Consider the following 23,429-nt stretch of genomic DNA (forward strand, 5'->3'; position numbering starts at 1 on the left):
GGTGGCGTGACCATGACCGAGCCGGCCTACCGGCGGGACCGCGCCCGCCTGCCCGCGGCCCAGCGCCGCCGCCAGATCATGGAGGCGACCACCCAGCTCATCGCCGAACGCGGCTTCTGGGGCCTGTCCATGCAGGACGTCGCCGACCGCTGCGGGCTGACCGTCCCCGGGCTGCTGCACCACGTCGGCTCCAAGGACGGCCTGCTCGTCGCCGTGCTCGAACACCGCGACGCCGAGGACGCCCGCTCGCTCGCCGAGCTGCTGGGCGTCGCCGACCTCGCCGCCCCCTGGACCGGCGGCGAGCTGCCGCCAGGCGTGAGCCTGCGGCAGATGTGCGCCGCGCTGGTGCGCCGCAACGCCGGGCAGCCCGAGATCGTACGGCTGTTCGCCGTGCTGGAGGCCGAGTCGCTCGCGCCGAGCCACCCGGCCCACGACTACTTCGCCGCCCGCCAGGAGCACATCCTCGCCGTGTTCACCGCGCTCGCCAAGGACGTCACCGACGAACCCCACGCGCTGGCCCGCCAGCTCGTGGCGATGATGGACGGGTTGCAGATCCAGTGGCTGCGCGCCCCGCGGACCAACGACCTCGTGCAGGCCTGGGAGGACGCCGCGCAGGTGCTCTTCGCCGACCAGGACGTCACAGGGCTGTCCTAGGCTCGACCCGTGGTGGTCCATGAGCTGACCCGCGCCGAGGCGCGCCGCATCGCTGTACGCGCCCAGCTGCTCGACCGGCCCCGGCCGTCCTCGCTGCTCGACGTCGTACGGCAGCTGACGATGCTGCAGGCCGACCAGACCGCCGCTGTCGCGCCCAGCGCGGAACTGGTGCTGTGGTCGCGGCTCGGCGACGCCTTCCGGCCCGCGGACCTGGCAGCCGCGCTGGGTGACCAGGCGCTGCTGGAGCTGCAGGGCATGATCCGGCCCGCGGCGGACCTGTCGCTCTACCGCGCCGACATGGCGGACTGGCCCGGCCGTGGTGAGTTGCCCGAGTGGCACGAATACCGGCGCGACTGGGTCGAGGCCAACCGTGGCTGCCGGCTGGACATCATGCGCCGTCTGCGTTCCGACGGGCCGCTGCCGGCTCGGGAGCTGCCCGACACGTGCGAGCTGCGGTGGCCGTCGAGCGGTTGGAGCAACGACCGCAACGTGCTCAAGATGCTCGAGCTGATGGAGGCGCGGGGCGAGGTCGCCGTCGCCGGCCGTGACGGCCGGGAGCGGCTGTGGGACCTGGCGGAGCGCATCTTCCCCGATGACCGGGTGGTCGAGGCGGGCGAGGCGGCGCGGATCCGCGGCGAGCGGCGCCTGCGTTCGCTGGGCGTCGCCCGGAGCAGCAGCGCGCAGCAGGCCGTCGAGCCGGTCGACGTGGCCGAGGCCGGTGAACCTGCCGTGATCGAGGGTCTGCGCGGGAGATGGCGGGTCGATCCGGCGCAACTCGGCAGGTCTTTCAGCGGCCGGACCGCGTTGCTGTCACCGCTGGACCGGCTGGTCTTCGACCGCAAGCGGATGACCGAGCTGTTCGAGTTCGAGTACCAGCTGGAGATGTACAAGCCCGTGGCCAAACGCCGGTGGGGCTACTGGGCCATGCCGATCCTGCACGGCGACCGTCTGGTCGGCAAGCTCGACGCCACCGCTGACCGGCGGGCCGGAGTGCTGCGCGTCGACGCGGTCCACCAGGACGTGCCGTTCACCAAGGCGATGACGGCCGCTGTCGACCGCGAGATCGCGGGCTTGGCAGCATGGCTCGAACTGAATCTGGATCGCCCGCTCGACTGAGTCGCGGCGGCCGTGGTCCTGGCCGGACGACGGCCGCCGCGTCCTCGGTCACCATGGCTGCGACCCGGCCTGGTCTACGGGGTGCCGGTGGGCGTCGGCAGGAAGCTCGTGGCGGTCGGCGTCGGCGTGGGCGAAGGCGCGGGTTCATTCGATCCGCACGAAGCCAGCAGCCACCACAGCAGGGCCAGCACGACCAGCGCCAGGATGAGCGGCAGCAGCCATCGCGGCATGCCCGACTTCTGCGGCTGCGGCGGCGGGGTCGTCCGGCGGACCTGGTCGCCGGTCTTCGGCGGCACGTTCTGCTGGTACTGATTGCCCTTCGCGGCCGCCTCTTCCCGCGCTCTGCGGGCGCGCTCTTCGGGATCGAGCGAGCTGTCACCGTATCCGCCGGTGCTCGTCATTGCTTCCCCCTTGTGGACAGTGAGTGCACCATTCACCCTATTCAGCCCGTGGGGGGATCGAGATCGTTTCAGTAAAAGACCAGGTCAAGATAGGTTGGGCGGCTTCGATGGGAGGGTGGAATCGACTGTTCCAGGACAGGCGGCAGGCGATCTTCCGTGTGCGCCGGCGAGGGCTTAAGCTAGCAGGCCGGTCGGAAATGTAGGAATGACCCGGCCGGTAGGCGAGGAGAGCACCGATGACGCAGTTCCACTGGTTCCTGCCCACCTCGGGCGACGGCACCGAGGTCGGCTCGGCCACCGTCGCGGCCGGTGCCGCACGGCACGCCCGCACGGCGTCGATCGGCTACCTCGCCGACGTCGCCCGCGCCGCCGAGCAGTCCGGCTTCACCGCCGCACTGACCCCGGTCGGCGCGGCCTGCCCGGACCCGTGGATCGTGTGCGCCGCGGTCGCCCAGCACACCGAGCGGCTCAAGCTGCTCGTCGCCTTCCGGACCGGGTTCGCGCTGCCGACGCTGGTCGCGCAGCAGGCCGAGGCGTTCCAGGCGCTGTCCGGCGGGCGGCTGGCCCTCAACGCCGTCACCGGCGGCGACGGCGCCGAGCAGCGCGCGTACGGCGACTTCCTCGACCACGGCGAGCGCTACAGCCGCACCGCGGAGTGCCTGGAGGTCATCCGGCGGTGCTGGGCGGGGGAGAAGTTCGACTACCAGGGCGACCACTACCGCGTCGAGGCCGGTGGCTTCGGCCGGGCGCTGGACCCCGCTCCGCCGATCTACTTCGGCGGCGCCTCCCCGGCCGCCGAGCAGGTCGCCGCCCGCCTGTCCGACGTGTACCTGATGTGGGGCGAGCCGCCCGCCGCGATCGGTGAGCGGGCCGCCCGGATGCGCGCACTGGCCGCCGAGAACGGCCGCACCCTGCGCCTGGGCCTGCGGATCCACGTCATCGCCCGGCCCACCGCCGAGCAGGCCTGGGCCGAGGCCGACCGGCTGCTGTCGGGTATGGACCCCGCACGCATCGCCGCCGCCCAGCAGCGGTTCGCCCGGATGGACTCGGTCGGCCAGGCCCGGATGGCGGCCCTGCACGGCGGACAGGCGGACAGCCTGGTCATCGCGCCGAACCTGTGGGCCGGGGTGGGCCTGGTCCGCGAGGGCGCGGGCACCGCACTGGTCGGCAGCTACGCCGAGGTCGCCGAGCGGATCAGCGAGTACGCCGCCCTCGGTGTCGACGAGTTCATCCTGTCCGCGTGGCCGCACCTGGAGGAGGCCCGCCGGGTCGGCGAGCACGTGCTGCCGCTCGTGCGCACCGCCTGATCAGCTGTCACCGGTGCCGTGCAAGGCGCCGGGCGTTCGTACCGCGGCCAGGACGCGTGCCCGCAGCGCGGCGAACTCCGGCGACTCGCGCGCATGGTCGTCGCGGGCCAGCGCCGACGTCTCGTCCAGCACGACGGTCCCCGGCCGCGGGCTGAGCACGACGATCCGGCTGCCCAGCAGCACCGCCTCGTCGACGCTGTGGGTGACCAGCATCAGCGTCTTGCCGGTGCGCTGCCAGATGCCGCGCAGCTCCTCCTGCAGCCGCTCGCGGGTCAGCGCGTCCAGCGCCGCGAACGGCTCGTCGAGCAGCAGGATCTTCGGATCGGGAGCCAGCGCGCGGGCGATCGCCGCGCGCTGCTGCATGCCGCCGGACAGCTCGTAGGGTCGCAACGCGCCGACGTCGGCCAGGCCGACGAGGTCCAGCAGCTGCTCGACCCGCTCGCGGCGGGCCCGCCGGGGCACGCCAGCCTCCCTGAGCCCGTACGCGACGTTGCCGTGCACGGACAGCCACGGGAACAGCCGCGGCTGCTGGAAGACCACGCCCCGGTCGGGGCCGGGCCGGGTCACCGGCTCGCCGCCCACGGTGATCTCACCGTGGGACGGGCGCAGGAACCCGGCGATCATGCGCAGCAGCGTGCTCTTGCCGCAGCCGGACGGCCCGACCACGGCCAGCGACTCACCGGCGGACAGCCGCAGGTCGATCCCGTCGAGTGCGAGCATGCGCCGGCCGCCGGAGCGGTACTCGTGCCGGACGCCCGACAGCGCCACCGCGGCCGCGATGGCGCTGTCGGGACCGGCCGCCAGGTCAGGCTGCGCCGGCATCGGCCAGCGCCTGGACGGCCAGGCCCTTGCGGTACGCGTCGAGGCCCGGGGCGGCGGGCAGCTTGCCCTGCTCGACCAGGAACTGGGCCGCGTTGTGCAGGTTCTCGGCCAGCTTGCCGGGCGCGGCCGGGGTGCCCAGGTAGTCGGGTCCGGCCTGCTCGGCGGCGTCGAGCAGGACCAGTTCGGACAGCTGCGCGCCGGCCTCGTCGGCGTCGATGTTGAGCTGGCGGCTGATGGCCTGGGCGGCGGCGGTCTTGTCGCTGCGGACCAGCTTGACGGCACGGTCCTGCTGCTGGATCCACGTCTTGAGGACCTGCGGGTACTGCTGGGCGAACGCGGTGCGCACCACGGCCAGGTCGGCGGTCAGCTTGCCCTTGCCGGCCAGCTCGCGGCTGGTGATCAGCACCTTGCCGGTCTTGCGCAGTTCGGCCAGCACGGGCGTCCAGACGTACGCGCCGTCGATGTCGCCGCGCTGCCAGGCGGCCTGGATCTCGGGCGGCTCCAGGTCGATGATCTTCACGCTGGAGCCGGGCACGCCGGCCCCGGCCAGCGCCGCCAGCAGGCTGTAGTGCGCCGTGGACGAGAACGGGGTGGCGACCTTCTTGCCGGCCAGCCCGGCCAGGTCGGCGATGCCCGGCTTGACCACGAGCGACTCGTTGTCGCCGATCACATCGAAGATCCACGGCACGGCGTACGGGATGTTCAGCGGCGCGGCCAGACCCCGGGCGACCGGGCTGCTGCCGGCCAGGCCGATGTCCAGGCTGCCGGCGAGGATCGCGGTGTTGACGTCGCCGCCGGAGTCGAACTTGCTCCACACCACCTTCGTGCCCGGCAGCGCGGCCTCCAGCCAGCCCAGATCCTTGACGATCAGGTCGCCGTTGGGGATGAGCTGGTAGCCGATGCGCAGTTGCCCGGGCGCGCCGCCGCTGCCCGCGGGGGCGGGGTCGGCGTCGCCGGTGCAGGCGGCCAGCGCCGGGGCGGCGGCCAGGCCCAAGGCGCCCAGCAGCAGGCGGCGGCGGTCGATGGGACGGTTCACGGGGTTCCTCTCGTTGCGGGGACTAGACACGCCCGCGCCAGGGGGTGAGCCGGCGCTGGGCGAGCTGGAGGAGGCCGTCGAAGGTCAGGCCGGACAGTCCGATCAGGATGATGCCGAGCACCACGACGTCGGTCTGGTTGTAGCGCTGGGCGTCGCGGATCATGCCGCCGATGCCCGGCACGCCGTTGACGGTCTCGGCGGCCACCACGGTGGTGTACGCGACGCCGACCGCCAGCCTGATGCCGGTGAGGATCTCGGGTGCGGCGGCCGGCAGCAGCACCCGCCACGGCAGCAACGCGCGCCCGGTGCCCAGTGAGCGGGCCGCGTGCAGGTAGTCGGCGGGCACGCCGCGCACCGCGTCCGCGGTCGCGACGGCCACCGGCGGCAGCGCGGCGAGCATCAACAGCCACACCTTCGGCGCCTCGTCGATGCCGAACCAGATGACCAGCAGGCTCAGGTAGGCCAGCGGCGGCAGCGTGCGCAGGAAGGTCACGGCAGGGCCGAGGACGGTGTCCGCGGCCGGGACGAGCCCGATCAGCAGGCCGAGCACCAGGCCGCCGCCGATGCCGTACGCGCAGCCGAGCGCCATGCGGCGCAGGCTCGCCCACAGGTGCTCGCCGAGGGAGTAGCCGGCCCAGCCGGTCTGCGCGGTGTCGGCCAGCCCGGACGTCGCCAGGAACTGCTGCCACACCGACTGCGGCGACGGGACGAACACCGGCGGCCAGATCTCGGCCGCGGCGACCGCCCACCAAGCGGCGACGAGCAGCACCACGGCCCCGGCGCGCAGGGCGGCGCGGCGTATGGCGGGGCGGCTGGCGGCGAGGGCATCGGGCACGCGCCGAGCCTGCCCCCACTAATCCTATCGGTCAAGTAGGAATTACATAGTGGGACGGCCTGCGGCAGGGCGACGGCCCTGACATGCTGAGGGTGCGGTGGCCGTGCATGCCGCCGCGCTGGGTGGGTCAGCTATGAAATATGACGAAACAGTCATCGATCCGAGCGTGCCGCCGAGCGGCACGGGATGTGTGGAGTGCGAGGAGGTCGGCGGCTGGTGGCTGCACCTGAGACGCTGCGCGTCCTGCGGTCACATCGGATGCTGCGACAACTCCCCGGCTCAACATGCCACGGCGCACGCCAAGGCGACCGGGCACCCCGTCATCCGCAGTTTCGAACCGGGCGAGGACTGGTTCTGGGACTACCGGACGGACTCGTTCATGCACGGGCCGGTGCTCGCGCCGCCGCTGCATCATCCCCTCGATCAGCCCGTGCCCGGACCACGCGGCCGGGTGCCCGCGGACTGGCGGTTCCGACTCAACCCGTGACAGGTCAGGGTCAGGCAGGCACCATGACCGCCTCGCGCAGCAGCCGCCGCACGAGCACCAGCTGCGACTGCTCGTCCAGACCGGGCAGGTCGCCTACGCGGACGGCAGGACCGTCCAGCAGCACCTGCACGGCTGGGTCGCATTCGGACGGGTAGCCGATGGTCCGGTCGGCGAGCTCTATCCGCCCCTGCTCGCGCACGAGGCGCAGGCCGGGGCGCGGCCGCACGCGGCTGTCGGCGGTGAGCGCGTCGGCGTACGCGGCCTGCGCCACCGGGCGGATCGGGCCCGGACGGTGGGCGGTCCACTGGCCGGCGCGTAGCCGGCGGGCGACGTCGTCGGGGTCTGCCTTGGCGGCCGCGTCCTGCAGCGCCTGCACGGTGGCGGCGAGGTGGGGTGCGAGAGCGGCCGGATCGGTCAGGTCCAGGCCCAGCGGCAGGCCGGCCCGCAGCTGCGGGTCATCGGCGGCCAGGCCGAGCAGCGCCTCGACGAGGCTGTAGCGGGTGGGCCGGCGCAGCCCCAGGGTGATGTGCAGGCTGGTCCGGTCGACGGCGGCCGCGGCGTGCAGCCAGCCGCGCGGCAGGTACAGCACGTCGCCCTCGTCCAGCACGTGGTCGAGGTACGGCGCGCCGGTGGCCGACGCGGCGACCTCGTCGGCGTGACCACCCCACGGCTGGCGTTCCAGCGGGTCGGGGTACACGGGCTCGTGCACCTGCCAGTGCTTGACGCCGGACACCTGCAGCACGAACACGTCGTGGGTGTCGTAGTGGGTGGCGAAGCCCTGGTTCCCGGCGGGGGTGAGGTAGGCGTTGGCCTGTACCGCGCAGCCCAGCTCGCGGGCCAGGTCGAGGCAGAAGGCCTGCAACGGCGGCCAGATCCGGTGCAGCCCCTGGAAGATCAGCGTGGCGCCCGCGGCGAGCTGGGCCAGGACCCTGTCGTCGCGGACCTGGTCGGACACCTCGGCGCCCAACCCCGCCCCGCCGGTGAAGTTCCGCGCGGGCACCACGGCCCCCGCATCGGCGATACGTAGAAAGGGCGTGCGCAGGCCGCGTTCGCTGAGCAGCTCGTCCACGGCGGCGAGGTCGAACAGGTCGTCGTGGCGGCCCGTGCGACGCAGCAGCGGGCGTACGCCCCAGTGTTCCTGCTCGAACTCCGCGGGGTCACCCACACAGCGGCGCAGCGCCGACCCGTCAGGGCCGGACGCTGCGCCTTGGTCGTACCGGTCAGGCACCGCCGTCCGCTCCGCCGTCGTGCTCGGCCGAGTCGACCGCGTCGTCGGCCCCGGCGTCCAGGGGGCCCTCCAGGTCGACCGCCCCGCCGTCGGCCCCGCCGTCGTGCTCGCTCGGGTCGACCTTCTCGCCCGCTCCGGCGTCGTCCGGACCCTCGGTGCCAGGTGTGCCCGTGGTCGTCAGGTCGTCATCGTTGATGCTCATGCCGTGCCTCCCGGTGGTCTGCCGCCAACAGGCTGATCTTTTCCACGACCGCGACGCCCTAAACGTCGGCGGCCGGGCGCGCCCGGCTCCCTGCCGAACTGGCACCATGGCACGTGTCGTAGACCGCGCGTCGTGCACACCTCAGGAGTCCCTCGTGCCCATGATCCAGCTGACCGCGCCGACCGGCGCGCTGACGCCCGCAGGCCGCGAAAGCATCCAGAAGACCCTGGCCGCGGTGCTGCTGCGCTGGGAGGGCGCGCCCGACAACGCGCTCTTCCGCAGCCTGGCCTGGACCTACCTGCACGAACTGCCCGCCGGGGCGCAGACCACCGCCGAGGACGACGCGCCCCGGTTCCGCGTGGAGATCACCGTCCCGGTCGGCGCGCTGTCCGAGCGCCGCAAGGCTGGCCTGGTCGCCGAGATCACGACCGCGGTGCTGGACGCGGCGGGGCTGACCGACGCCGACGCACAGCGCGTCTGGGTCCTCATCCACGAGCAGCCCGAGGGCACCTGGGCTGCGGGCGGGAAGATCGTGCGCCTCGCGGACCTGGTCGCCCTCGCCGCCCAGTAGGCCCCGGCCGATCAGTCCCGCAGCAGCGGCAGCAGCTGGTCGCCCTGGCGTCTGATCTCCGGCAGGTAGGGGGTGTCGGAGAGCACGAAGTGGGTGATGCCCAGCTTCTGGTACTTGCGCAGCGAAGCCGCCACGTCCTCGGCCGAGCCCACCAGCCAGGTGGTGCCCGCCCCGCCGCCGCCGAACCGGCCGGGCGCGGTGTACAGGTTGTCGTCCAGCACCTCCCCGCGCGCGGCGAGGTCGAGCAGCCGCCGCTGGCCGACGGCGGCCCGCCAGCGCGGGTCGTGCGCGGCGGGGTCCTGCCCTTCGGCCATCTTCGCGACCTTGGCTTCGGCGTCGGCCCAGGCCTGCTCCGTGGTGTCGCGGACGAGCGTGGTGATCCGCAGCCCGAACTCCAGCGGGGCATGCTCGCGTCCGAGCTTCTGTTCGAGCTGCCGGAGCCGCTCGATCCGCTCGCGTACGCCGTCGCGCGGTTCACCCCAGAAGAGCTGGACGTCGGCGTCGGTGGCGGCCACCTTCTCGGCGGCCTCCGACGCGCCACCGAAGTACAGCCGGGGGTGCCTGCGGTCGCCGCGCACGACCGTGCGGGGCACCACGGTGGCATCGGTGACACTGAAGTGCTCGCCGTGGTGGGTCACGTGGTCCTCGGTCCACAGCCGGCGCACGATCCGGAGGAACTCCCGGGTACGGTCGTAGCGCTGGGCCTGGTCGCCTTCGGTGTCGCCGTACGCGGCGAGATTGTCCTGGCCCGACACGATGTTGACCAGGACGCGCCCGCCGGTGAGATGGTCCAGGGTCGCGGCGGCGGAGGCGAAGTGGGCCGGTCGCCAGTAGCCGGGCCGGACCGCGATCAGCGGCTGGAACGTGGCGGTCTGCGTGGCCAGGGCGGTGGCGACGGTGAAGGTGTCCGGCCGCCCCCAGCCGGTGCCGATGAGCGCGCCGCCCCAGCCGTGCTCCTCGAGCGCCTTCGCCTGGCCGACCAGGGTCTGCAGGCTGTTGTGGTCCTCGACGACGTCGTCGCCGCGATGGCCGGGCCGGGCCTGGTTGGGGATGTACCAGAGGAATTCGCTGCTCATCGGACCTCCCTGGCGCCGGCGAGGTGAGACGGCGCGGAGCCGCCGCGGCGGCGGTGCGCCGGGTCGGCCAGCGACGGCGGCTGGTAGCCGGCGTCGGCGGGGTTGAGGGTGGTGCCGGGCGGAACGATGGCGTCGATGCGGTCCAGCACCTCCGGGGACAGCGTCACCTTGGCCGCGCCGAGCTGCGACTCCAGGTGCGCCAGGGTGCGCGGCCCGATGATCGCCGAGGTGACGGCCGGGTGCTGCAGCACGAACGCGATCGCCAGGTGGATCAGCGACAGCCCGGCCTCCTCGGCCAGCGCGGTCAGCTCGCCGACGGCGGCCAGCTTGGTCGCGTTGGCGGGCACCGCCGGGTCGAACCGGGCCGGGAACCGGTCGGCCCGCCGGGAGACCGGGCCGTCGACCCCGGCCTGATGCCGGCCCGACAGCCAGCCGCCGGCGAGCGGGCTCCACGGGATCACGGCCAGCCCGTGCCGCTGGGCCACCGGCAGCACCTCGCGCTCGATCCCGCGGGCCAGGATCGAGTACGGCGGCTGCTCGCTGACCACCCGTTCGCGGCCCCGCCGCTGCGCGGTCCACTGGCCCTCCACGATGGCGGACGGCTCGAACGTGGACGTGCCTAGGTAGCGGACCTTGCCCTGGCGCACCAGGTCGGACAGCGCGCCCAGGGTCTCGTCGAAGTCGGTCTCCGGCTCCGGGCGGTGCACCTGGTACAGGTCGATCCAGTCGGTGCCCAGCCGGCGCAGGCTGTCCTCCACCGCGCGGAAGATCCAGCGGCGGGAGTTGCCCCGGTGGTGGGGGTGCTCGCCGACCTGGCCGTGGAACTTGGTGGCGAGGAAGACGTCGTCGCGCCGCCCGCCGGCCAGCGCCTTGCCCACGATCTGCTCGGATTCGCCGTGGGAGTAGACGTCGGCGGTGTCGATGGCGTTGATGCCCTCGTCGAGCGCCCGGTGGATGATCCGGATGCCGTCCTCGTGGTCCGGGTTGCCCCGCTGTCCGAAGTTCATCGCGCCGAGCGTCAGCGAGCTGATCTGCACGCCGGTGCGTCCGAAGGGCCGGTGGTCGACCATGGCAGGGGTCCTCTCTCGGTCAGTGGGCTGCTGCGGCGTGCTGCCGGGTGAACCGGTTGGCCGGACGGGGCAGCCCGTAGTGGTCGCGCAGGGTGGTCCCGGTGTACTCGGTGCGGAACAGGCCGCGGCGTTGCAGGATCGGCACGACGTGGTCGACGAACGTCTCCAGCCCGGACGGCAGCACCGGCGGCATGATGTTGAACCCGTCGGCGGCGCCGCTGCGGTACCACTCCTCGATGGCGTCGGCGACCTGCTCCGGCGTGCCGGCGAAGGTGCGGTGCCCCCGCCCGCCGCCCAGCCGGCCGATGAGCTGGCGTACGGTCAGCCGCTCCCGCCGGGCGAGGGTGACGATCAGGGTGTACCGGCTCTTGGCGCCCTCGATCTCGTCCTCGTCGGGCAGGTCGGCGGGCAGCTCCCGGTCCAGGTCGAGGTCTTCGGGCTCGACCCGCAGCGTGGTGGCGAGCTGCCGCCGCGCGTACTCGGGTTTGATCAGCCGGTCCAGTTCGGCCTCCAGCGCCTGCGCCTCGGCTTCGGTGGAACCGATCGCCGGCACGATCCCCGGCAGGATCTTGACCGTGTCCGGGTCACGCCCGGCCTGCGCGGTGCGCCATTTGAGGTCGCGGTAGAACGCCTGCGCCTCGGCGAGCGTCTGCTGAGCGGTGAAGACCGCCTCGGCGTAGCGGGCCGCCAGTTCCTTGCCGTCCTCCGACGACCCCGCCTGCACCAGCAGCGGGTGGCCCTGCGGCGAGCGCGGGACGTTGAGCGGGCCGGCCACCCGGAAGTGCCGTCCCGCGTGCGCGGCCGGGTAGAGCAGTGTGTCGTCGCCCCAGCGCCCGCCGTCCTTGTCGCCCAGCGGCGCGCCGTCGTCCCAGCTGTCCCACAGCTTCAGCGACACGTCGACGAATTCGGCGGCCCGCTCGTACCGGTCGCGGTGGGAGGGCAGGTCGTCGAGGTTGAAGTTGCGGGCCGCGTCCACCCCGGCCGTGGTGACGATGTTCCAGCCGGCCCGGCCGCCGCTGATGTGGTCCAGCGACGCGAATCGGCGGGCCAGGTTGAACGGCTCGTTGTAGGTGGTCGAGGCGGTCGCGATCAGCCCGATGTGCTCGGTCGCCCCGGCCAGTGCCGTGAGCAGCACGGTCGGTTCGAGGGTGCCGGACGGCCGCCGTCCGATGCTGTTCCACAGCACGGGGCTGTCGGCGAGGAACAGCGAGTCGAGCCGGCCGCGCTCGGCGATGCGGGCCAGGCGTTTGAAGTGCTCGACGTCGGTCTGCGCGAACGGATCGCTCTCCGGCAGCCGCCAGGCGGCCTCGTGGTGGCCGACGCCCATCAGGAACGCGTTGAGGTGCAGCATGGTCATCCCTTCTGCTGGTCGACGCCGAGCGCGCGCAGCAGCGACTCCCGGTACGCCAGGAACTGCGGCTGCCGGTGCGAGCGGGGCGCCGGCAGGTCGATCGTGGTGTCGACGGTGATCCGGCCCTGGTCGACGACCAGGACCCGGTCGGCGAGCGTGACCGCCTCGTCGACGTCGTGCGTGACGAGCAGGACCGCGGGCCGGTGCCGGACGCACAGCTCGCGCAGCAGCTCGTGCATGCGCAGCCGGGTCAGCGCGTCCAGCGCGCCGAAGGGCTCGTCGGCCAGCAGCAGCTCGGGTTCGGACACCAGTGCCCGGGCCAGCGCGACCCGCTGCTGCTCGCCGCCGGACAGCTGATGCGGCCAGGCCTGCTCGCGCCCGGCCAGCCCGACCTCGGCCAGGGCGGCCCGGCCGCGCTGCGCCGCGTCCGGCCCGGACAGGCCCAGCACGACGTTGTCCAGCACCCGCTGCCAGGGCAGCAACCGGGCGTCCTGGAACACGACCGAGGACTTCTCCGGCACGTCGATCAGGCCGGAGCCCGCCACGTCGCGGTCCAGGCCCGCCAGTGCGCGCAGCAGGGTGCTCTTGCCCGAGCCGCTGCGGCCCAGCAGGGCCACGAACTCGCCCGCGCCGATCTCCAGGTCGAGGCCGTCCAGGACGGTGCGGTCGCCGAAGCCCCGCTGCAGTCCCCGGGTGCGCACCGTGCGGGTGCCGGTCAGTCCGCCAGCGTGCGTCGCCATGACAGCGCCTTCCTCTGCGCGAGCCGCACCGCGCCGTCGGACAGCAGCCCGAGCAGCCCGTAGAGCACGAGCCCGACGATGATGACGTCGGTCTGGCCGTACTGGCGGGCAAGATCCATCATGTAGCCGATGCCGCTGGTCGAGTTGATCTGCTCGACGACCACCAGCGACAGCCACGCGCCGACGACCGCGAAGCGCATCCCGAGCAGGAAGCCGGGCAGCGCACCGGGCAGCACGATCCGGCGCAGGAACACGGCCGGGCGTAGCCGCAGCGACTCGCCGAGTTCGACGTAGCGGCTGTCGATGCTGCGCAGCCCGTTGTGGGTGTGGATGTAGACGGGGACGAAGACGCCGAGCACGATCGTGGTGACCTTCATCTGCTCGCCGATGCCGAGCCAGAGCACGAGCAGCGGGATCAGCGCGACGCCCGGGATCGCCCGCTTGATCTGGACCGGTCCGTCGAGGATCGCCTCGCCCCACCGGCTGAGGCCGGAGACCAGCGCGAGCACGGTGCCGATGACGGTCCCGAAGGCCAGGCCGAGACCGGCCCGCTGGGCCGAGACGGCGAGGTTGTCCTGCAGGCGGCCGTCGGCGATGAGTTCGCCCGCCGTCGTCACGACGGTCCAGGGGGCGGACAGGGTCCGGGAGTCGAGCCAGCCCGCCGCCGAGCCGACCGCCCACAGCGCCAGCAGCAGGAGCGGGCCGAGGGCGGCTCCGAACGGGATGGCGCGGCCGGGTCCGAGCCGTCGCCGCGGCCTGCGGGCGGGCAGCGCCTCCGCCGAGGTCCGCGGCCTGGCGAGCACGGAGGCGGTCATCGGGCACCCCCGGCGGCGAGGGCGTCGGCGGCGACGGTCTCGTATCGCCGGTCGTACAGGTCCTCGGCCTTGAGCGGCTTGTTGCCGGTCTCCTTGGCGAGCAGGTCGATGGTCTCCTGGTGCCGGACGATCGCGTCGGTCCAGGTGGGCGGGATGTCGGCCACCCCGGAGTTGGCGACGATCCACCGGCCGTCCTCGGCGGTCAGCCCCTGGTCCTTGACGTAGTATCGCTCGATCCACTCGTCGGGGTTGGCCTCCCGCCAGCGCCAGGCCCGCGCCCACACCTGCACGTACTGGCGGATCGCGGCCGCCTTCGCCGGGTCGGCCAGCACGGTGATCGGCGCGTACAGGTGACCGGGATCGTCGCGCAGGCCGTGTGCGATCGTCGTCGCGCCGTCCTTGCCGTACTTGGTCTCGTAGCGCTTGACCTGCACACCGCCGATCGGGGCGACCTCGACCTGGCGGCTGGCGAGCGCGTTGGCGTACACGTCGCCGGTGCTGGGCAGCTCGACCAGCTCGACGTCCTGCTTGGTCAGCCCGGCCTTGTGCAGCACCCGCAGCACCAGCGCGCCCTGCGCCTGCCCCGGGCTGTAGGCCACCTTCCGTCCCCGGATGTCGGCCAGCGAGGCGACGGAGACGCCGGGTGCGATGCCCAGCCGGTAGATGGCGTGGTTGAGCGGGTCCTGGCGGAACTTCGAGGCCACGATCTTGGTGGGGATGCCGGTCCAGTGGGAGTGGATCGGGGGGATGTCGGCGACCGAGCCGATGTCCAGCGCGCGGGCGCGGAACGCCTCCAGGGTCTGCGGGCCGCCGCTGAGGTTGGCCCACTCCACCTCGAACGTCAGGTTGCGGGCCTCGCCGGAGAACTCGATCGCCTTCTGGTGCTCCTTGTCGCCGACGACGAGCTTGGTGCCGTTCGGCACCGACGCGGGCAGCGCCGCGGTGAGGGCCAGCGCCTCGGCCGGCGTCTCCTCCTGGGCGCACGCGGTCAGGCTCAGCGCGACCGCGCCGAGAGCGGCGGACAGGAACGTTCTGCGGTCCAGGGGTGGCGGTTTCACTGAAGACTCCTTTGTGGACGGACGCCGGACGCGAAGCGTGCCGGGATCCACCGGGGTGAGGGGTTCGGCGATGGCGGACATGGCGGTCCACCCGGGCGAAGCCGACGGTCGATCGTCAGCCGGGCAGGGGTGGGCGCGGCGCGGCATGGCGCGCGGCCGGGTCGGTCGGAGAAGCGGCAGCCGGTCGTCGACCGGCTTCGTCGCCAGGGGAGGGTGGGCCGCCTGGTCAGCAGCAGCCGCGGGCGGTGGTCCAGCAGCGGCAGCAGCCCCGCGACACCGCGACTGCGGTGGCGTCGAGCGGGGTCTGCCGGCTTGTCATGGCCAAGACGTTATCCCACATCTCCTATCTGCGAAATAGGAGTTCCATTTATTGGGATTCGTTAATAGTGGCCGTGTCTGGCCGGGTGCTCACCCGGCCGGACACGGCCACCGGACTTTCGCGAGACCGTCAGCCGGCGCGGTACGCCCGGATGATGGTCTGCTCCACGGCGCTGCCGGCCGACGCGCCGACCTTCACCCGCAGCGAGACGGACTGCCCGGCCGACGGTGTCGGCAGCGTCGCGCCGAAGCCGTCGCCGTCGGCCGTCACGGCCGCGGGCTGCCAGGTCTTCCCGTCGTCCAATGAGGTCCACAGCCGGAACGACGTGATGTCCTGCCGGGGCACGCCGTGCGCCTGCCGGATCGTGAACCCGGCGACGCCCCCGGTCGGGCGGTTCGCCACGTCGAGCGGCAGCGCGTAGTCGACCGACAGCAGGGCTACCGGGGCGCTCCCGGTTCCTGCGGGCGCGGCAGAGCGGAAGGTCCACGCCGTGGTCACCCGGGTGGAGACCGGAAGCAGGGCGCTCGCGTCCAGGTCGTAGGTGAGCCGGTAGGTGGCAGCGCCCGACGGGACGGTGAAGTCGCCGAACGACTCGGGGTGCTGTCCCAGCAGGGCGCCGTTGCGGTGCAGGGTCAGCGTCCGGGTGGTCGCCGACCAGCCGTCACCCCAGCCCAGGCAGTCGAAGCGCTGGTGCTCGTCGGTCAGGTCGACCAGCTCGACGTGCAGGATGCCGCGGGTGCGCCGCACCGGCGCGGGCACGCAGCCGCTGGAGGACGGTGTCGGATCGTCGTACCAGTCCGGACGCAGCGGCTGGCGCACCCACACCTTCTGCTGCCGGCTGCGCGGCGTGTAGGTGCGCTTGGACTCCTGGGTCACCACGCCGTACCCGATGCCCGCGTTGTAGAACGCCTCGTCCTTCCACGCGAAGCCCGGCGTTACGTAGTCCACGCGGTCGCCGGACAGGCCCTCGGTGGACGCCTCGGCGATGTACTCACCGGACGGGCTGTAGCCGTAGCGCTTGTGGCCGACGTACGTCTCCTCGATGTCCATGAGGTGGAACCGCTGGTCGATGCGGGCGAGCCGGGCCTGCTCCGCTGAGCCGACCCGGTAGGCCAGATCGTCCGGGATCCCGTGGCCGAGCGGCCGGATCAGGTCGTACAGGTACGGGCTCGGCCCGTCGCCGGGCGCCACCAGCGAGTACGAGGCGTACGCGTCGAACGTGCCGATGCCCGGCCCGGCCGCCGGGGTCGCGAACACGCTGCCCTTGCGCGCGTCCTCGCCCCACGCGAACGCGAAGTCCGACCAGCCGGGGCCGTGCCGGGGCGTCTGCTCGTAGGTGAGGCCGACCGCGTTCGGCACGGTCGCGACCCCGTCCACGGCCGCCGTCACCGGTTTGGCCCGCGCGCCGTCGAGCACCAGCGCGGTGTCCGCGACGACCGCCACATCAGGGTCACCGACCAGGCCCATCCGCCACGACGTCTCTCCCATGTCCCAGACCGAAGCCATGACGCTGTACCGGCCGGCGGGCACCCGCAGCGTCACGGCCTCGCCGAGCGGGACGTCCCAGCGCTGCGCGAACAGTGCCCGGTCGTCGAGGTTCACCACGATCGCCGACACGTACACGGCGGAGTTCGCGGGGGTCTGCGGCAGGGCGGTGGAGGTCAGCGTCAGCTCGTGGCTGGGCGGCTCCACGTAGAAGGTCGCCGGAGTGCTGGAAACGAACGCGCCGGCGACCGTGCGCGCGGTGACCACGGCCGTGTACAGCCCCGGCGAGGCCGCCGGCCGGGCCCGGTCGATCCGCAGGCCGAGCGACGCCTGCGCGCCCGGGGCGATGACCGCCGACCGCGCCGACAGCGATGCCGTGCCGGCCGGAGCGCTCACCCCGTGCCGGTCCTTGACGGTCACGCTGAACCGCAACCGGGCTGGGAGCAGCGCCGCGGTGTTCGTCCACGACAGCGTCGTCTGCGCGCTGCCCGACTGCGGATGGGCGAACACGCCGAGGTTGACGACCGCCTGCTCGCTGACGGCCCCGTGCAGCGTGCGGGCGACGTTCAGGCGGCCCGATCCGACCGTGTACGGGTCGGCGGCGGGCAGCGGATCGCTCGCGCCGACCAGCGCGGCCTTGTACTGGGCGGGTTTCCAGTCCGGGTGGCGCTGCGCCAGGATCGCGGCCGCACCGGCGACATGCGGCGTCGCCATCGAGGTGCCGGAAGCCGCGGTGTACCGGGCGTCGATCACCCGGCCCATGCCGGTGCCCGCCGCGCGCGCGGCGACGATGTCCACGCCCGGTGCGACCAGTTCAGGCTTGGCCGCGCGGGTGTTGACCAGTGGGCCCCGGCTGGAGAAGTCGGCCGGCACGTCGTGGCCGTCCACCGCGCCGACGGTCAGCGCCGAGGCGGCCGCGCCGGGCGACGACACGGTGCCGTCGGCTGGGCCGTCGTTGCCCGCCGCCACCACGAACAGCGCGCCGTGCTGGTCGGTCAGCGCGTCGACGGCCAGCGACAGCGGGTCGGTGCCGTCGCTGGGCTCCCAGCCGCCCAGACTCAGGTTGATCACATCGGCGCGCGGGGCCGCCCACTCCATCCCGGCGATGATCTGCGAATCGGTGCCGTAGCCGTAGTCGTCGAGCACCTTGCCGATCAGCAGCTGCGCCCCGGGCGCGACCCCGCGGCGCGCCCCGGCCGACGCTGCGCCCGTCCCGGCGATGGTGGCGGCAACATGGGTGCCGTGCCCGAACCGGTCGACACCGTCACCGTCGTCGGTGCTGAAGTCCGCCCACTGCGCGATGCGGCCTTTCAGGTCGGGGTGCGTGAAGTCGACGCCGGTGTCCAGCACCGCGACCTTCGCGCCCTGGCCGGTGAAACCGGCGGCCCAGGCCTGCGGCGCCTGTACCTGGCGCAGGTTGGCGTCGAGACCGCTGCCACCCGTCTCGGCGGTCGCACGCACGCGACGGTCCAGCCACACCCGGGTGCCCGAGCCGGCGGCAGAGCGGGCGGAGGCGAGCTGCGACAGCGAGTCCGTGAACTCGGCTGCCTTCGCCTTGGGCTGGCGGCCCGCCACCGCCCCGATGCTGGCCAGCGTCCGGGCCCGGCCGAGGCCTGCGGTCAGCGACTGCCTGGCCTGCGGCCCGCTGCCCTGTCGCACGATCAGTGGGATTTCCTTGGCCCGCGCGTCGTCGTAGCCCTCGATGATCAGAGTGGTGACGTCGAACAGCGACTCGTCCAGCACCGAGCCGATCAGCGCCGCAGCCTGCCCCGGCACGACCCGGACGTGACCGTCGGGGCCGCAGCTGCGCTGGAGCACGCCGCTCGGCTTCGCGGGCCGGACCGAGACCAGCGGGCAGCCGGTCGGGCGGGTCTGCACCGTCACCACGTCGCCGGTCAGCAGCGTCACCGTGTACTGCCGACCGGCCGGCAGCAGGGTGGGGGCGGGGGGCGCGGCGTCGGCAGGTTGTTCGGCGACACCGGCGCCCGCGCCGCCGAGCATGGCGGACAGCACCGCCACCGGCAGCGCGAGCAGGAGATTTCGGGGTCTGATGTGGACCACATCGACTCCTTTCAGGATCAGAGCGGCCGTCGGGGGAGTGACCGGCGCGCTCTACCCCTAACGGGAGCCGACCGACGCATGGTTGCCCGAGTCCCCAGAATTGCCGTGATCCGCTCCGAATCGCGGTATCCGGCAACGGCCTGAACCGGTCACCTGTCGGTGACCGGCTCGGCGCAGGCGGGTAGGGCGGTCAGGCGTCGACCCGCACACGGTCCGGGGCGGCTTCGACCGGAGCGAAGGCCACGGTGCGGGGGGTGGTGTAGGCGTGGACGAGGCCCGCGATCGACAGCAGCGCCAGCACCAGGGCGGCGAGGTAGGCCACGAGGGCGGCCTGGCCGGCCTTGACGCCGAACTCGCTGAAGCCGTAGGTGGTCAGCAGCAGGCCGCGCAGGGTCTCGCCCTTGAACATGGTCTCGCGCTGGGCGGTGACGTCGGCCAGCTGCTGCTGCAGGGCGGCCAGGTTCGGGTCGTTGTTCTTGGTCGCCTCGGCGACCTGTGCGCGGAGCTGGCTCTGCGGCACGCCGAGGTCGGCGTAGGTCTTGCCGCCCGCGGTGTTCTTCAGGTGCAGGCCGATGAACTGCAGGGCGTACACCTCGGCCTGCTTGCCGGTGGTGAGCTTCTGCCCGGCGTACTCGACCAGTCCGGGCTGCTCGCGCTCGGCGGGGGTGAGGGTGTCGAGGGTCTTGAAGGTGATGTTCTGCTCGGCCAGCTGCGAGGTGACGTAGTCAGTGGCGAAGTTCGCGTTGGCCGTCAGCACGACACCGGCGACGGTCAGCAGGATGGCGATGGCCACACCGCCGAGGCTGAACATCAGGTCGAAGGTCCTGCGCTTCATCATCGTCTCCTTTGGACGTTGGGGTCTGCACACAGAATCCCGCCCGTCACACCTGCACCAGCAGAGTTCGACGACCCCTCGTGGCGGGACCAAAGACTCCCCACCGCACGGACCATGGACCCGTCCCACGCCGTCATCGCCGGGTGCCGAGCAGCGACTGCCCGGCGGCGACACGGCGTACCGCGTCGAGCAGGTCGGTGCCGTCGCCGTCGGGCAGGCGCGCGTCGAGTACGGCGACGTCCGGTCGCAGCGTGAGGATGAGCCGGGTGGCCTCGGCGGCCGACCCGGACGCACCGACGACGTCGGCGTCACCGGCCTGCTGAAGCAGGTCGATGACGCCGCGGCGGACGACCTCGTGGCCGTCGAGGATGCACACCCGGATCATGGCGGGTTCCGGTGCCCCCGGGCGGGCCGGCGGCTCATCGAGCGGCCTGGTCGACGGTGGCGGTCTGCTCGAACGGCAGCCGTGGGGTGTGTCCTGGCAGCGCGTGCTCGGGGTCGGCCACGCCCAGGCGCAGCACGAGGTAGGCCTGGCCGAGGTGGGACAGGATGCGGCGCATCATGGCGCGGGTGCCGTCGATCTCGATCACCTGGCTGTACGGCAGCACCGCGAGTCCCTGGGCGGTGGCTTGCAGCCACACCGCGGACAGGGCCTGCCCGGCGCGCAGCCATGCGGCCCGGTCGTCGTCGGCGCCGAACAGCACGACATAGGTCGCGGCCTTGTCGTGGCCGCCGCCCGGCTGCAGGGTGCCGTGCGCGCCGAAGTCGCGCTCACCGACGTCGGTCTCGGGCCGCCGGTCGGGGATGACCTCAGGCGGCAGTCCGGTGCCGGCGGGCCGGCTCGGGCCGGTCCACAGGTGCGTCTCCGCCTGGCGCGCCGGTTCGGCCGCGTCGGCGTCCTCGGCGTGGGAGACGGCGACGACGAGGTCGGTGACCTGGTCGGGGGTGAGCCTGTGCAGGTGCACGCCGACGGCCGCGGCGATGCGGCGGAGTTCTTCGAACTGCTCGGCGGAGACGGGGGAGTCGACGGTGGGCCGGCGGTCGGTGTGCCGCAGTCGCAACGACCGCGCGAGCCGCATCGCCTGGGCGGTGACCGGGACATCGCCGGTGATGGTGACGGTGGCCAGGTGCTCGGGCCGGTCGGGTTCGGGCAGCGGGCGTACCGCGGTGTCGTATCCCTGGGCGTGTAGCGCGACCTGGGCGTGGTGCAGCGCGGCGCCGCAGCTGACCAGCAGCATCCGCTGGTCCGGATCGGTGCCGGGAAGCGCGCGGCTGGTGTCGGCGTACAGGTCGAGCCGGTCGGGGTGGATCTGCCAGTGCCACGGCTGGGTGTTGTGGATCGACGGTGCGCGCCCGGCCGCCTCGGCGGCGTCGGCGTAGGCCGCGGTGGGTGGACGGCGCGGAGGGGACGTGTTCATGACGATGCCTCCAGAAGGTGTCCCGTCAAGTGCACGCCGCGGCGCTCGACGGGACCAGGAGCGAAAGGTCCGTCCGGCCGGGACTTTCGCCCCTGCTCATCCGTGGGCAGCCGTGCGGGCTGCTGCGGGCCGCCGGGGCGTGGGGCCGGTGGCGACCGCGGTGGCGGTGAGCAGCACGCGTCGCGGCGTGGCCCCGACCGTCCCGGAGCCATAGCATCGTGGCGTGGAACAACAGTGGGCATCGCTGGGCCTGTCGCCGCTGTCGCGCGTACAGCTCGACGAGCTCCTCCAGGAGCTGCTCGACCGGGTGTCGGAGGTGATGGCCAGTCGCGAACGGCTGCGCAGCCTGCTCGACGCCGTCGTCGGCATCGGCACCGACCTGGATCTGCGCTCCACCCTCGAACGCATCGTCGCGGCCGCCTGCCGCCTGGCGGACGCCCGTTATGGCGCGCTCGGCGTGCTCGGCCCGGACGACCGCCTCGTCGAGTTCATCACCCACGGCATCACCGCGGAGCAGCACGCCGCCATCGGCGAGCTGCCCACCGGGCACGGTGTGCTCGGCCTGCTGATCAGCGACCCGGAGCCGGTGCGGATGGCGGACATCTCGACCCATCCCCGCTCGGTCGGCTTCCCGGCCAACCACCCGCCCATGCACAGTTTTCTCGGCGTCCCGATCCGGATCCGCGACCAGGTGTTCGGCAATCTCTACCTGGCCGAGAAACGCCAGGCCGCGCAGTTCACCGACGACGACCAGGAGATCACCATCGCACTGGCCGCCGCCGCGGGCGTCGCGATCGAGAACGCCCGCCTGTACACCCTGGCGCAGCGGCGACAGCGGTGGCTGGCCGCCACCGCGGAGATCATCAACTCGCTCGGCGAGGACACCTCGACCGCCGAGGCGCTCGCACTCGTCGCCCGCCGTGCCCGTGAGGTGGCCGAAGCAGACCTGGTCGCGGTACTGCTGCATGACGCCGACGACGCGACACTGTCCGTCGCCGTGGTTGACGCCGCCGAGCCCGTTCCGGGACTGACCGGGGCCGTGCTGCCGGTCGCCCAGACCGGGTTCGCGCCGGTGCTGGCCAACCAGCAGGTCGTGTTCCTCGACCAGCTCGGCAAAGCAGCGCCCTGGCCGGTGGCCGTGCCGAACATCCGCGGCGTCGCGGCGCCGTTCGCCGCAGGGCAGGGTGTGCTGCTGGTGGCGTACACCGGCCCCGCCCGGGCCGACGACGAGCTGCTGCTGACCGCGTTCGCGGGGCAGGCAGGCCTGGCGCTGCTGCGCGCACGGGCCCGCGAGGACCGCGAGGCGCTGCTGGTGCTCTCCGACCGTGAACGCATCGCCCGGGACCTGCACGACGTGGTCATCCAGCGGCTGTTCGCCACGGGCCTGCAACTGCAGACCGCCGCGTCCCTGGCGGCGGGCCGCCCCGAGCTGGCCACCCGGATCGGCACGGCCGTCGACGCCCTCGACAGCACCATCCGCGACATCCGCGGCGCGATCTTCGAGCTGCGCAGCCCGGCGGGGCAGTCGCTGCGCGCCGAGCTGCGCAGCCTCGTCGACGGCGCGGCCGATTCCCTGGGATTCCGCCCCGACCTGGTCCTCGACGGCCCGCTGGACAGCGCCGTGCCCGACGAGCTGCGCGCCGACCTGCTCGCCGTGGTCCGCGAAGCCCTGTCCAACGTGGTGCGGCACGCCGGCGCCAGGCGGGTCCAGGTGCGGATCCGGATCGGGGGCGGGCAGCTCAGCACGACGGTGACCGACGACGGCGTCGGCGGGGCCGTCCCGCGCGGCGGGCTGGTCAACCTCGCCGAGCGCGCAGCCCTGCACGGTGGGCAGTTCACGGTCGAGGCAGGCGATCCGGCCGGCACGGTCGTGCAGTGGCACGTACCGGCCCGGTGATCAGCGCGGGGGCCGCTCGGCCAGCTTCACCGCGAACACCGCCGCCTGGGTGCGCCGCTCCAGACCGAGCTTGGCCAGCAGGCTCGACACGTAGTTCTTGACCGTCTTCTCGGCCAGGAACATCTGCGCGGCGATCTGCCGGTTGGTGAGCCCGTCGGCGACATGGCCGAGGATCCTGCGCTCCTGCTCGGTCAGCGCCTTGAGCTGGTCCGGCTCGTGTCGGGGGTTGCGGATGCGTTCGAGGACCCGCTGCGTGACGGCCGGGTCGAGCAGCGACTGGCCCGCGGCGACCCGGCGTACGGCGTCGACGAGGTCGGTGCCCTTTATCTGCTTGAGCACGTACCCGGCCGCTCCCGCCATGATCGCGGCGAAAAGTGCCTCGTCGTCCTCGTACGAGGTCAGGATCAGGCCCTTGATGTGCGGGTCGACCGAGCGCACGTCGCGGCAGACGTCGATGCCGCTGCCGTCGGGCAGTCGGGCGTCGAGCACGGCGACGTCGGGGCGCAGCGCGGGAATGCGCCGGGTGGCCTCGGCCGCCGAACCGGACTCGCCGACCACCTCGATGTCGCCGCCTGCCTGCAGCAGGTCGCACAGGCCGCGCCGGACCACCTCGTGGTCGTCGAGCAGGAACACACGGATCACCCC

The 23,429-nt window shown here is 73.1% G+C and carries 21 protein-coding genes and 2 pseudogenes; 6 read left to right on the forward strand and 17 right to left on the reverse strand.

The genetic code is table 11. The features are described from left to right. The first annotated feature begins 12 nt into the window (after positions 1-12). Both F6W97_RS01790 and F6W97_RS01795 read left to right on the forward strand, forming a co-directional pair. Entirely contained in the window at positions 13-654 is a 642-nt protein-coding gene (locus tag F6W97_RS01790; RefSeq protein WP_155368320.1) for a TetR/AcrR family transcriptional regulator, read from the forward strand. A 9-nt stretch (positions 655-663) separates the two neighbouring features. Next, positions 664-1,770 (forward strand): DNA glycosylase AlkZ-like family protein, encoded by a 1,107-nt coding sequence (locus tag F6W97_RS01795; RefSeq protein ID WP_155368321.1) that lies wholly within the window; start codon positions 664-666, stop codon positions 1,768-1,770. 74 nt (positions 1,771-1,844) lie between these two features. Here the strand turns inward: F6W97_RS01795 and F6W97_RS01800 are convergent, their stop codons facing one another. Then, a complete protein-coding gene (locus F6W97_RS01800) occupies positions 1,845-2,171 on the reverse strand; it encodes a hypothetical protein (protein ID WP_155368322.1) in 327 nt (108 codons plus the stop codon). Between the two features lie 236 nt (positions 2,172-2,407). Here F6W97_RS01800 and F6W97_RS01805 point away from each other — a divergent pair, with 236 nt between their 5' ends. Then, positions 2,408-3,478, forward strand: coding sequence for an LLM class flavin-dependent oxidoreductase (locus F6W97_RS01805; RefSeq protein ID WP_155368323.1), 1,071 nt, complete (start codon positions 2,408-2,410; stop codon positions 3,476-3,478). On the opposite strand, the gene F6W97_RS01810 is transcribed toward F6W97_RS01805, so the two are convergent. Genes F6W97_RS01810 through F6W97_RS01820 form a run of 3 tightly spaced genes read right to left on the reverse strand, consistent with a single transcriptional unit; the run spans position 3,479 to position 6,171 of the window. Further along, a complete protein-coding gene (locus F6W97_RS01810; RefSeq protein ID WP_155368324.1) occupies positions 3,479-4,300 on the reverse strand; it encodes an ABC transporter ATP-binding protein in 822 nt (273 codons plus the stop codon). Beyond that, entirely contained in the window at positions 4,284-5,336 is a 1,053-nt protein-coding gene (locus F6W97_RS01815; protein WP_230686323.1) for a taurine ABC transporter substrate-binding protein, read from the reverse strand. The genes F6W97_RS01810 and F6W97_RS01815 overlap by 17 nt, the downstream gene beginning before the upstream one ends. Before the next feature lie 22 nt (positions 5,337-5,358). After that, positions 5,359-6,171, reverse strand: coding sequence for an ABC transporter permease (locus F6W97_RS01820; protein ID WP_155368325.1), 813 nt, complete (start codon positions 6,169-6,171; stop codon positions 5,359-5,361). Between the two features lie 133 nt (positions 6,172-6,304). On the opposite strand from F6W97_RS01820, the gene F6W97_RS01825 reads away from it, so the two are divergent. Beyond that, positions 6,305-6,658, forward strand: a complete 354-nt coding sequence (locus F6W97_RS01825) for a UBP-type zinc finger domain-containing protein (RefSeq protein ID WP_155368326.1) — start codon at positions 6,305-6,307, stop codon at positions 6,656-6,658. A gap of 10 nt (positions 6,659-6,668) precedes the next feature. On the opposite strand, the gene F6W97_RS01830 is transcribed toward F6W97_RS01825, so the two are convergent. Further along, positions 6,669-7,886 carry a cupin domain-containing protein gene (locus F6W97_RS01830; protein ID WP_155368327.1) on the reverse strand — a complete coding sequence of 406 codons (1,218 nt, stop codon included), beginning with the start codon at positions 7,884-7,886 and terminating at the stop codon, positions 6,669-6,671. Beyond that, a pseudogene (locus F6W97_RS01835) lies at positions 7,882-8,088 on the reverse strand (hypothetical protein); the annotation flags it as partial. The pseudogene F6W97_RS01835 and the gene F6W97_RS01830, both read right to left, overlap by 5 nt. 160 nt (positions 8,089-8,248) lie before the next feature. Between F6W97_RS01835 and F6W97_RS01840 the strand changes: the two are divergent. After that, complete coding sequence (locus tag F6W97_RS01840; protein WP_230686396.1) at positions 8,249-8,659, forward strand: tautomerase family protein; 411 nt, start codon at positions 8,249-8,251, stop codon at positions 8,657-8,659. Between the two features lie 11 nt (positions 8,660-8,670). On the opposite strand, the gene F6W97_RS01845 is transcribed toward F6W97_RS01840, so the two are convergent. The 10 genes and pseudogenes from F6W97_RS01845 to F6W97_RS01890 all read right to left on the reverse strand — a co-directional run bounded on the left by F6W97_RS01845 (position 8,671) and on the right by F6W97_RS01890 (position 20,887). Beyond that, positions 8,671-9,735, reverse strand: coding sequence for an LLM class flavin-dependent oxidoreductase (locus F6W97_RS01845; protein WP_155368330.1), 1,065 nt, complete (start codon positions 9,733-9,735; stop codon positions 8,671-8,673). Beyond that, positions 9,732-10,805: an aldo/keto reductase gene (locus tag F6W97_RS01850; RefSeq protein ID WP_155368331.1), complete on the reverse strand. Its 1,074-nt coding sequence runs from the start codon at positions 10,803-10,805 to the stop codon at positions 9,732-9,734. Before F6W97_RS01850 ends, F6W97_RS01845 begins: the two co-directional genes overlap by 4 nt. Positions 10,806-10,824: 19 nt before the next feature. After that, positions 10,825-12,162 carry an LLM class flavin-dependent oxidoreductase gene (locus F6W97_RS01855; protein WP_155368332.1) on the reverse strand — a complete coding sequence of 446 codons (1,338 nt, stop codon included), beginning with the start codon at positions 12,160-12,162 and terminating at the stop codon, positions 10,825-10,827. Then, positions 12,159-12,896, reverse strand: coding sequence for an ABC transporter ATP-binding protein (locus tag F6W97_RS01860; RefSeq protein ID WP_155368333.1), 738 nt, complete (start codon positions 12,894-12,896; stop codon positions 12,159-12,161). Before F6W97_RS01860 ends, F6W97_RS01855 begins: the two co-directional genes overlap by 4 nt. Continuing rightward, positions 12,872-13,711: an ABC transporter permease gene (locus tag F6W97_RS01865; protein ID WP_155368334.1), complete on the reverse strand. Its 840-nt coding sequence runs from the start codon at positions 13,709-13,711 to the stop codon at positions 12,872-12,874. The genes F6W97_RS01860 and F6W97_RS01865 overlap by 25 nt, the downstream gene beginning before the upstream one ends. Then, positions 13,708-14,769, reverse strand: a complete 1,062-nt coding sequence (locus F6W97_RS01870; protein WP_230686325.1) for an ABC transporter substrate-binding protein — start codon at positions 14,767-14,769, stop codon at positions 13,708-13,710. Before F6W97_RS01870 ends, F6W97_RS01865 begins: the two co-directional genes overlap by 4 nt. Positions 14,770-15,217: 448 nt before the next feature. Next, complete coding sequence (locus F6W97_RS01875; RefSeq protein WP_230686326.1) at positions 15,218-18,634, reverse strand: S8 family serine peptidase; 3,417 nt, start codon at positions 18,632-18,634, stop codon at positions 15,218-15,220. Between the two features lie 190 nt (positions 18,635-18,824). Further along, complete coding sequence (locus tag F6W97_RS01880; protein WP_155368336.1) at positions 18,825-19,469, reverse strand: hypothetical protein; 645 nt, start codon at positions 19,467-19,469, stop codon at positions 18,825-18,827. A 148-nt stretch (positions 19,470-19,617) separates the two neighbouring features. Continuing rightward, positions 19,618-19,854, reverse strand: a pseudogene (locus tag F6W97_RS01885) (response regulator transcription factor); the annotation flags it as partial. A 34-nt stretch (positions 19,855-19,888) separates the two neighbouring features. Then, the gene (locus F6W97_RS01890) at positions 19,889-20,887 is read right to left on the reverse strand and encodes an Acg family FMN-binding oxidoreductase (protein ID WP_155368338.1); all 999 of its coding nucleotides are present in this window, start codon (positions 20,885-20,887) and stop codon (positions 19,889-19,891) included. Positions 20,888-21,137: 250 nt separating this feature from the next. On the opposite strand from F6W97_RS01890, the gene F6W97_RS01895 reads away from it, so the two are divergent. Beyond that, complete coding sequence (locus F6W97_RS01895; RefSeq protein ID WP_230686397.1) at positions 21,138-22,784, forward strand: GAF domain-containing sensor histidine kinase; 1,647 nt, start codon at positions 21,138-21,140, stop codon at positions 22,782-22,784. Here the strand turns inward: F6W97_RS01895 and F6W97_RS01900 are convergent, their stop codons facing one another. Further along, positions 22,785-23,426 carry a response regulator gene (locus F6W97_RS01900; protein WP_155368339.1) on the reverse strand — a complete coding sequence of 214 codons (642 nt, stop codon included), beginning with the start codon at positions 23,424-23,426 and terminating at the stop codon, positions 22,785-22,787. Positions 23,427-23,429 lie beyond the last annotated feature (3 nt).

The sequence above is a fragment of the Catellatospora vulcania genome (assembly GCF_009720385.1).
GTDB classification, from domain to species: Bacteria; Actinomycetota; Actinomycetes; order Mycobacteriales; family Micromonosporaceae; genus Catellatospora; species Catellatospora vulcania.